This is a genomic window from Nonomuraea sp. NPDC052116, from assembly GCF_040680035.1.
Taxonomy (GTDB): Bacteria; Actinomycetota; Actinomycetes; order Streptosporangiales; family Streptosporangiaceae; genus Nonomuraea; species Nonomuraea angiospora_A.
In genome coordinates, this window is record NZ_JBFAWA010000090.1 from 1 (window position 1) to 5,610 (window position 5,610).

The window sequence follows — 5,610 nt, forward strand, 5'->3', positions numbered from 1 at the left end:
GACAGCCGGGCATCCACGCTGACCACAGCGAGAAAATCGACCCGCAGCCGAACTTCTCAGCCGACCAACTCAAGGTCGAGAAAGATCGAGGTTAGAGGGACACCAGCCCTGAAGCCGGACCGCTGCGATTCAGGTCTCATTCCAGTTGTCGAGGATGATGACGGGCGCCTCTTCTACGTCCAGCCATTCGGCTTCGATACCCATGCCAGTGGACGCCTCGATGAAGGCGAACGCCGCACTGCGCTTACCTCGGTAATCCTCCGGATCAAGGCGGTCGAGCATGGCGCGGAATTCGGCCATGATGCTCGGATCGCCCTCCTGGATGGCGTGCTCGGCGAAGATGAAGTTGCGCATCCGCGCCCTGATCTTGCCGTCGGCCGCGTAGAGCATCGTGTATCCCCCGTTGAAGTGCCAGGTCGTCATCCACACACGGGACGCCTTGCTGAGTTCGGTGAGGATGTGGTCCGGCGTGGTGAAGCCGTAGGTGAACTCGAGGAAACCCCAGGCTCCTTCACCCTCGTAAAGGAAGAGCACGGGCACAAACTCTTCGCCGGCCTTCTCTATGGGGTACTCCATGATGCGTTCCTCGGGATCACGGCCTCCATTCAGCCGCCACAGGAGATCCCCCACGGTGATCTCTTCGTCGAGGGGTTGCACCACGGTCCAGGAAAGCCCGTCCTCGAACCACTGCTGCCGGTTGAAGAGATTGCGGTAGTGATCGATCACGTGATGATTGTCGCGGAAGCTGCCAGGAATGAAACGCTCCTCAGCCCGGACAGGTGTGCGGCGGACGGCCCGGTGTCGCACTCGCCGCATGACCACGTCCCACCCGCCAACGGGCCGCTCAGAGCGGCATCCGGCTGCACACCCCTGAAATGCAGAAGGGGCCCTGCAGGGCCTCTGAGCTGCGCTTACTGCGTGTGGCCTCCTTGATGACGTGAACCACACAAGCAGGCGAGGCTGTCCATTGATGAGTGGATAATCTTCTATAGATTGAAGCTGTCGCTGTATATAGTTACAGCGTGTTCACGCTCCAATCCCTGCTGGATCGCGCCTCGCTCGAACTTCGTGTGCTGGTGCCGGGCCGACCGGGCGCATTGGACGCGCCCGTCGCGTGGGTGCACAACACCGAGCTGCCCGACCCTTCGCACTACGTACGCGAAGGGGAGATCGTGCTGACCAACGGGTTGTGGCTCGAACGGGTGCCTCCCGCGCAGTTCGTGACGAACGTCAAGAAGGCCAAGGCCAGCGGCATCGTGTTCGGCTTGCGCGCGGAGATGCCGAACACTCCCGAGGAGCTGGTCGAAGCCTGTCGCGAAGCGGAGCTGCCGCTGCTGGAGATCTCCGTCGCGGTGCCGTTCACGGCGGTCTCGCAGGCCATGGCCGACATGCTGACCGACGAACGCAAGCAGTCGCTGGTCGGTATGGTGCGCCGGGGAGACGCCCTGGCCACGGCGATCTCCCGGGGTGCCGGTGCCTCCGGCGTGCTCGATGTCCTGCGCCGTGAGCATGACCTGCCCCTGGCGGTGGTCGACAGGATGGCGCGTTCCCTCGCGGTGGCCGGCGCGAGCCTGGACAGCGACCAGTTGCATGCCGTGGCCACGGCATTGGCCAAGAAGCCTCCGGCACTGGAGGTGGATCTGGGAGATTTGGGACAAGCGGCGCTGTTTCCGGTGGGTGCCGTCGGCGACATCGACGCGGCTCTCATCTGCCTGCGCCCTTTGCGTGAGCTCACCACGCCCGAGCGGCAGGCGCTGGAGCAGACGGCTCGGTTCCTCAGCCTGGAGGTGGCGAAACAGCAGGCGGTCCAGGCGATCGAGATGCGCTTCGCCAGCGAGCTCCTGGAGATGGTCCTCTCGGGAGGCTGGCGGGCGACGGAGGTTCCTGGCCGGCTCCGCGCGTTCGGCGTGGATCCGAGTGGTCCGCTGGCCGTGTGCGCCGTGGCGTTCGCGGACGGCGAGGCCGCGACGATGCACGGGCTCGCGGAGGTGATCGTGGAGTTCTTCGCCGTCGAGGGAGTGCCGGCAGTCGTGGCCGGCGGCACGCAGGACGTCGTCGCCGTCCTGCCGTGGCGCCATCCCGAGCACGAGCTGCCGTCGCTCGCCCAGCGCCTGGTACGGAGCATCGAGCGGCGCTTCCCTGGGCTGCGCCCGGTCGTCGGCCTGGGAGGGCTCGCGGCCCACGCGGCCGAGCTGCGCCCTCAGCTCCTGCAGTCCAGGGAGGCGTGCCGCGTGCTGCGGCGCACCCGCACGGGTCCGTCCGTGCGGGCCTTCGCCGAGCTGGGTACGCACCGGCTGCTCCTCGGGCTGCTCGACGCCGAGACCTTGAACGAGTTCGCCGGCAAGATCCTCGGCCCGATGAAGGACCATGACGTGCGGCGGAGCGGCGAGCTCGAGCTGACGCTGCGGACGTTCCTCGATCATGACGGGCAATGGGCGGCGACGGCCGGAGCGTTGCACATCCACGTCAACACCCTGCGCAACCGGCTGGCCAAGATCGCCGAGCTCACCGGCAGAGACGTGGGGCGTACGGAGGACCGGGTCGATCTGTTCCTGGCGCTGACCGTCGAGGCGATGAACTGGGCTCAGTCCGGGTAGACGTCCGGATCCACCACCGGGGGCCGGGGCCGGCGCACGGTCAGGCCGGCGTCCGCGGCCGCCCGCTCGGCCACGTCACGGCAGCGGGCGAAGGACACGTCAGCGCAGCTCTGCGCGTACTCCAGGAACTGCCGCAACGCCAGCGCACGGCCGGGCCGGCCGGACAGGAACGGGTGAACGCACAGGTTGAACAGGCCGCCGTAGTGGCGCATCCCGTCGAGCTCGGCCCGCCACAGCTCCAGCACCTTCACCGGAGACTCGATGACGGAGCCCACATGAGGTGCGGGCAGGAACGCGTACTGCTCCCAGTCGTCGAGCGACCAGTGGACGGGCAGCTCAACGATCTCGCCGGCGGGCGTGACCACTTTGTACGGCTTGTCGTCCCCCATGAGAGAGGAGTCGTAGCGCAGGCCGTACTCCGCGACCAGGTCAGCCGTCCGCCAGGACGCTTCCCACAGCGCCGCTCGGTGTCCCCGGATCTCGATGCCCTGGCCGTCGAAGACCGCCAGCGCGCGTTCGAAGTCCGCGCGTTCCTCCTCGGCGGTCATCGACGTGGGCGGCCGGTGGCTGTAGGAGTGATGCGCCACCTCGTGGCCCCGCTCGACGATCAGCGGGGCGAGTGCGGGGCGGTGCTCGGCAACCCAGCCGGGCACGAAGAACGTGGCGGGGACGCCCAGCTCGTCCAGAAGATCGAGGATACGGGGCAGGCCGACCTCGGGACCGTATGCCTGGTGGGACATCGTGCTCGCGTGGTCGGCGAAGCCGCGGCCCTGCGCGAGCACAGGGGTCTCCGCGTCCACGTCGAAGGTGAGCGCCACGACCGCGGCGGACCGGCCACGCCAGCCGCCGCGGCTCTCGTCCGCCTGCTCGACCCGCCCGGGCGCGCTCAAGCCGGCACTCCGGCCGCCGGTCGCCACAGGCGGGCGTTGCTCAGCGTCGCCATGGGCTGGAGCATCTGGTGGTCGAAGTTCGCCATGGGCAGCCCTTGGGCCAGGCGCCGCGGGAAGTCCGGGTTGGCGAGCGCTCCCCGGCCGAGGGTCAGTACGTCCGCGTGACCGTCCTGCAGCACCATGGCCGCCCGGTCGAGGTCGTGCATGCCGCCATTGGCCAGCACGGGCAGTCCGGTCACCTTCCGGGCCAGGCCCGTGATCGTCACCTGCCCGTCCAGGGTCGCGGTCTCCACCCAGTCCCGTCCTTCACTGGCGATGTGCAGGTAGCTCGCCCCCGCTTCGGCGAGCGTGGCGAAGATGATCTCCGCCTCCCTGGAGCCGCCCGCCCATCTGTGGGTGAAGTCGTTGACCTTGCCCTGCGACAAGCGGATCCCCACGCAGAAACGCGGACCGACCGCCGCGCGGATGGCGGAGACGATCTCTGCCGCGAGTCGTACCCGGTTGGCGACCGTGCCACCATAGCGATCGCCGCGCTGGTTGGTGTAGTCGGTCAGGAACTGGTCCACGAGGTAGCCGTTGGCACCGTGCACCTCCACCCCGTCGAAACCCGCTCGCCGGGCGCGGACGGCCGACGTCACGAAGCCGTGCACCACCTGGTCGATGTCGTCCTGGCTCATCGCGCGGGGCGTCGGCCAAGGGCCGTACCCGCCGTATTCCGGCATCTTCTGCCCGCGCGGCAGGACGGCCGACGGCGCCGCCGTGTCGTCGCGGTAGCGGTTGCCCTGCGACAGCGCGCCCGCGTGCATGAGCTGAAGGATCATCGGCGCTCCGGCGTCGTGCACGTGGCCGACGACGTCCCGCCAGGCGGCCTCGTGATCGTCGGTGACGAGGCCGGGCTGGTTGGCGTAGCTCTGGCTGTAGCGCGTATCGGTGTAGGTTCCCTCGGTCAGAACGAGGGAGAAACCACCGCGGGCGAAAGCCGCGTAATAGTCCGCCATCTCGGCCGTCGGCGTTCCGTCGGCGGCGGCGGAGACCCTGGTCATGGGCGAGACGGCCAGCCGGTTGGCGAGGTGGAGCTCGCCGATGCGGTCCGGTCGCAGGGCGGGATGCTGAATGTCGTTCATCGTTCACTCACTCCTTGACGTCGCTTGTGTCGTCCTGACCGTTGAGGAGATCGATCGCCAACGGTGTCGGCTTGTGCCCATTGATTCCGACCAGGTCCTGCGGGCAGGCCGAGACCACGAACACGCAGTCCATCGCCGCCTCAAACGTGATCGCGTCGTTCGGGCGGCTGATCGAGTTCAGCCAGCTCAGCCGGCCGTCGTCCGCCACGGGGATCCTCATGAACACGTTGACGGGCTGCGGAATGACCGGGACGGCGAGACCGAGTCCAGCCATGCTCGTGGCCAGGTTGTCCGCGCAGGACGCGTGGAACCCCGACACGCCCAGAGCACGGTAGCGGGCCAGGTCGCAGGCGGCGATGAGCATGTCATGCCGCCCGGGCGAGGTGTCCTCCACCAGGGTGAGGATGGGCCCGCGCCGGTCGGTGACGAACTGCTCACCGATCGCCGGGAACAGGCGGCTGGTGGCGGCTCGGGTGTGTGACGCGCTGAGGTGCTCGTTCACGTCGTCCGCGGCGAACGCGAACACGTCGCCGACCTGACCTCCCTGGAGGTCGGTGACCCGTACGCGCTGACCGGTCCTGACCTTTACCGCCCGTCCTTCGGTGGCGGGCACGATTATTCGCATACCGACAGCCAACCAGCCGGCACACGGGCAGGCTATGGAGCTTTCCCCTGCGTTTGTCCGAGACAGTGGATGAACCTACAGCTTCGCAAGGTCATCCACTGAGACCCTCCGCCCTCCTGACGCCGACAGCGCTGCTTTCCAGCCGACACGCCCGTCGAGCCCGCGTCCCGCCGCCTCGACGGGTGCCGCGCAGTCGAGAAGTGCGCGTCCCGGCCCGCTGGAAGGCCGGCGCCGCCCGTCCCCTGCGCGCCGATCGGCAGGCTGACGCCGGGCATGCCCAGCTAGTGGCCCGTCACGCAACCTTGGCCGGGTAACTGGTCCAGCTTCGGATGGGCGAAGTGGCGGCGAAGCCGGTTTTCGGTTGGGCACGGGCG

Annotated in this window: 5 protein-coding genes; 1 reads left to right on the forward strand and 4 read right to left on the reverse strand. The window is 68.2% G+C overall.

The annotated features are described in order from the left end of the window. Positions 1-129: 129 nt before the first annotated feature. Entirely contained in the window at positions 130-726 is a 597-nt protein-coding gene (locus tag AB0L65_RS62690) for a hypothetical protein (protein ID WP_364267508.1), read from the reverse strand. A gap of 296 nt (positions 727-1,022) precedes the next feature. Between AB0L65_RS62690 and AB0L65_RS62695 the strand changes: the two genes are divergently transcribed. Next, a complete protein-coding gene (locus AB0L65_RS62695; RefSeq protein WP_364267511.1) occupies positions 1,023-2,597 on the forward strand; it encodes a PucR family transcriptional regulator ligand-binding domain-containing protein in 1,575 nt (524 codons plus the stop codon). Here AB0L65_RS62695 and AB0L65_RS62700 read toward each other — a convergent pair. The 3 genes from AB0L65_RS62700 to AB0L65_RS62710 are packed head-to-tail and all read right to left on the reverse strand — an operon-like array spanning position 2,585 to position 5,224. Then, positions 2,585-3,487, reverse strand: a complete 903-nt coding sequence (locus tag AB0L65_RS62700) for a polysaccharide deacetylase (RefSeq protein WP_364267514.1) — start codon at positions 3,485-3,487, stop codon at positions 2,585-2,587. The two genes, AB0L65_RS62695 and AB0L65_RS62700, sit on opposite strands and share 13 nt — an antisense overlap. Then, on the reverse strand, positions 3,484-4,611 hold the full coding sequence (locus AB0L65_RS62705; protein ID WP_364267517.1) for an NADH:flavin oxidoreductase: 1,128 nt from the start codon (positions 4,609-4,611) through the stop codon (positions 3,484-3,486). Before AB0L65_RS62705 ends, AB0L65_RS62700 begins: the two co-directional genes overlap by 4 nt. Before the next feature lie 7 nt (positions 4,612-4,618). Further along, the gene (locus AB0L65_RS62710) at positions 4,619-5,224 is read right to left on the reverse strand and encodes an urea carboxylase-associated family protein (RefSeq protein ID WP_364267520.1); all 606 of its coding nucleotides are present in this window, start codon (positions 5,222-5,224) and stop codon (positions 4,619-4,621) included. Positions 5,225-5,610 lie beyond the last annotated feature (386 nt).